Source organism: Polaromonas sp. P1_E3 (assembly GCF_056405935.1).
Window position 1 is genome coordinate 1 of record NZ_JBFUBD010000309.1, and the last position, 3,288, is coordinate 3,288.

7 protein-coding genes are annotated in these 3,288 nt (G+C 61.8%); 2 read left to right on the forward strand and 5 right to left on the reverse strand.

Annotated elements, in window-relative coordinates:
* On the reverse strand, window positions 1-213 hold a 213-nt coding region (locus AC1D0Z_RS18350), incomplete at its 3' end, for a DUF6172 family protein (RefSeq protein ID WP_477659632.1).
* A 199-nt stretch (window positions 214-412) separates the two neighbouring features.
* Between AC1D0Z_RS18350 and AC1D0Z_RS18355 the strand changes: the two genes are divergently transcribed.
* The gene (locus tag AC1D0Z_RS18355) at window positions 413-940 is read left to right on the forward strand and encodes a hypothetical protein (protein WP_477659633.1); all 528 of its coding nucleotides are present in this window, start codon (window positions 413-415) and stop codon (window positions 938-940) included.
* A 108-nt stretch (window positions 941-1,048) separates the two neighbouring features.
* On the forward strand, window positions 1,049-1,570 hold the full coding sequence (locus AC1D0Z_RS18360; RefSeq protein ID WP_477659634.1) for an N-acetyltransferase family protein: 522 nt from the start codon (window positions 1,049-1,051) through the stop codon (window positions 1,568-1,570).
* Between the two features lie 4 nt (window positions 1,571-1,574).
* On the opposite strand, the gene AC1D0Z_RS18365 is transcribed toward AC1D0Z_RS18360, so the two are convergent.
* From AC1D0Z_RS18365 to AC1D0Z_RS18380, 4 genes are all read right to left on the reverse strand, one after another.
* Complete coding sequence (locus tag AC1D0Z_RS18365; protein WP_477659635.1) at window positions 1,575-2,132, reverse strand: DsbA family protein; 558 nt, start codon at window positions 2,130-2,132, stop codon at window positions 1,575-1,577.
* A 186-nt stretch (window positions 2,133-2,318) separates the two neighbouring features.
* A complete protein-coding gene (locus tag AC1D0Z_RS18370; protein ID WP_074574576.1) occupies window positions 2,319-2,567 on the reverse strand; it encodes a hypothetical protein in 249 nt (82 codons plus the stop codon).
* Window positions 2,554-2,919, reverse strand: coding sequence for a hypothetical protein (locus AC1D0Z_RS18375; RefSeq protein WP_477659636.1), 366 nt, complete (start codon window positions 2,917-2,919; stop codon window positions 2,554-2,556). Before AC1D0Z_RS18375 ends, AC1D0Z_RS18370 begins: the two co-directional genes overlap by 14 nt.
* A gap of 168 nt (window positions 2,920-3,087) precedes the next feature.
* The coding region (locus tag AC1D0Z_RS18380; RefSeq protein WP_477659637.1) for a hypothetical protein at window positions 3,088-3,288 on the reverse strand (201 nt) is incomplete at its 5' end.

Genomic DNA, 3,288 nt, shown 5'->3' on the forward strand with positions numbered 1-3,288 from the left:
CTCGTCAATCGACTTGATGAGGCCGGCCTCGGGCACCATGGCCGCCGAGTCCTGGCTGTAGCCTGACTTGCAGTCGAAGTCCCAGAAGTCCACACCTTTGGGCAGCGGCTTGGCGCGTTCGCGCTTGAAGTATTTGCGGATGTCGTGTTTGGCGGCTTCGAGCAGGCGCTCGCGGTTCTTGCCTTCGATCTTGAGCTGGTAGGTTTTCTTCATGAGTACTTTGGTGTCAGTGAGCAGCGCGCAATGGCCACGGGATGCTACAGATTATCGGGCCGCGGCCGCATGGGTCCGTAAAACGGTAGGCAAACGCGGCGTCACCGGCAACAATCGGCGCGGCATGGCGTTTGCTTGGCATGAATGTCAGCTTGTTCAACCCCACGTCCCCGCTTTGCGAGGGCACAAGGAGATTCCGATGATCTATGGTTTGACCTACCTCGGTGTGATCCACACCGCCATCAGCCTGGTGGCCGTTGCGGCTGCCGTGATCGCCTTCTTTCGCGACAGGGAAATCATTGCCGCGTCCACGCTGGGCAAGGTGTATATCTGGGCCACGGTAGTCACCTGCCTCACCGGTTTTGGCATCTTCCAGCATGGCGGATTTGGCAAGCCGCACGCGCTGGGCGTCATCACCTTGCTGGTGCTGGGCATTGCCTGGGTGGCGGGCACCACCAAGGTGCTGGGCCGTGCCTCGCCGTATGTTGAGACGCTGGGCTATTCAATCACCTTTCTGTTCCACATGATTCCGGCCATCACCGAGACATCGACGCGCCTGCCATTGGGCGCACCACTGCTGCCCAACGCCGATGCGCCCGAACTCAAGGCCGCCACGGGCGTGCTCTTGCTGATCTACGTCATCGGTGCGGTGTTGCAGGCGCGGCGCATACGGGCGCGCCATGCCGCGCAGGCAGTTCCCCTGCCCGGCTCTGCGGCCGCTGGCTGAGGCCCGGCAAAATACCTGTACGCGCTACGCCCACTGGGGCCTGAAGACCAGCGAGCGGAGCAACAGCCACCCCATACCCACCGAACCCACCAAACCCACAGAATTCCCATGCACCCCGTCACCTGTACCGAAGAGCGCCACGCCGGCCAGATCCTCGCCATCTTCAACGAGGCCATTGCCAATTCCACCGCCCTGTATGACTACAAGCCGCGCACGCCCGAAAGCATGGTGACGTGGTTTGCCGCCAAGCGGGCCAACAACTTCCCGGTGATTGGGCTGGAGGACGACGCCGGCACGCTGCTGGGCTTTGCCAGCTACGGCACGTTTCGCGCATTCCCCGCGTACAAGTACACGGTGGAGCACTCCGTCTACATTGAAAAAAGCAGCCGCGGACAGGGCTTGGGCCGCAAGCTACTGGAAGCGATTGTGGCCAGGGCCGAGGAACAAGGCATGCACGTCCTGGTCGGCGCGATTGACCTGAGCAACAGCGCCAGCATCGAGCTGCACAAGCGCCTGGGCTTTGAGCACAGCGGCACCATCAAGCAGGCAGCCTTCAAGTTTGGCCGCTGGCTGGACCTGGCGTTTATGCAGAAGACGCTGGCTACGCCCCTGCAACCGGTTGACGGCTAAACCGTCAGGCCGGGCCGGGGGCCGGCAAGGCCTTGTCAATGGCTTCGTGCAAATGCTGCAGGCCAAATGACACGTCACAAAACACGCCGTTGACGTAGAACGCCGGCGTTGAACGCACGCCGAGGTGGCGGCCGCCTTGCATGTGTTCCTGCACGCGCTGCAGGTACACGTGGTCGCTCATTTCGTTCTGGTAGCGGGCCATGTCGAGGCCAACCTGCGCGGCGTAGTCCAGCAGGTGCTTGTCTTTGAGGTGGTGCTGGTTGGTAAACAGCAGCTCGTACATGGGCCAGAACTTGTGCTGCGCGCCGGCGGCTTCTGCCGCTTCGGCGGCCAGCTCGGCATGCGGATGCACTTCGCGCAGCGGAAAGTGCCGGAAGACAAAACGCAGCTGGCGGCCGAAGTGCGGCAGCATGACCTTCAAGGCGCCGTAGGCCTGAAAGCAGGACGGGCATTCGAAGTCGCCGTATTCCACGACAGTGACCGGAGCCGACGCCGGTCCATGGATATGATCGATGGCGTCGTCGGGTTCGAGAAACGGATCGGGTTGGGACGGGGCGGCCATGAAAAATCACCTTTCAGCTGTGCGTTTGGACGTTGGAATAGTCGTCAGCACAGTATGCGCCCGGGCGTGCGCCGTGATCAAGAAGCCGTACGGCCCCATCAGGGCCGTGCGTGGCCGCAGATAACCGTGACCAGTGTGAACAAGCGTGACCAGAGGCCGGCGGTTACCGGCCCCGTGGTTTCAGCTTCAGCCTTGGTTGGCGGCGTTTTCGAGGGCTTCGTCGAGTGCCTTGCACGAAGGCGAGCACACGGCCTGGGACTTGCCCAGCACTTTACGGGTGCCCATCAGGGAGCGGGCGCGGTGCTTGCCGCACATGAAACACGACATCGTGGCAGCGCCAAATGACGTGGTGGCAGCAAACGGTGAGCCCGACACCTTGGACTTGTAGCGCAGGCCGTCAGCGAGTACGGCGGTTTTGGCGTCAGCTCTTGCCATGGTTGGGGTCTTCCTTCAGTTGGGGGTTGATGGGTTTCATGGCCTTTTCAATGGCCTCTTTGGCCTTCAGCTCGGCAGCGAGCGAGGCGTCCAGCGCAGACCGGCACAGGCCCGCATACTGGTAATTGACGTTTTCATACAGCTCGGCCGCAGCCGGGTGCGTGTCGAGCAATGCGCCCAGCGCCGTGCCGGGTTCCACATCGCCCAGCTCGTTCACCAGGTGCAGCACCACGGAGCGGTACTGCTCGGCACCCACCGGCACCGCGCTGTGTTCCAGCCGTTCCAGCAGTTCAGCCAGTACGTGGGCAACCGTGAGGTCGGTTTTGTGAGGATGAGATTGGGTAGCGTTCATGCAGTGAATTTGGGGCTTCCTTCCCCTAAATCAAGCACTTTGCGGACCAGGTGGCCGCCCTCTGGCGGTCGCCGGCCCCGGTTGGGACTAGCCTGGATCAGCCCTGAGCGCTATATTTTTTATAGCTGGCGGCGCTTGTCTGCTGTGGGTTGGAGGCCTATTTTACCTCTAAACGGCCGGCCACAGGCTTTCCCCCCGCGTCAAGAGGCCATTTGGCACCGTGGCAGGTGTTACCAAACGTCTTCGAGGCACTTTTTCGACAATCAAAAATGGCTGCGGGCCAATGGTGGCAAGCGCAAGCAGCTCCTGATTTGATAGCGCCTGAAACTCCGGCATTATTGCCCGGCGAGGTAGTCCCCTCCCCTTTGC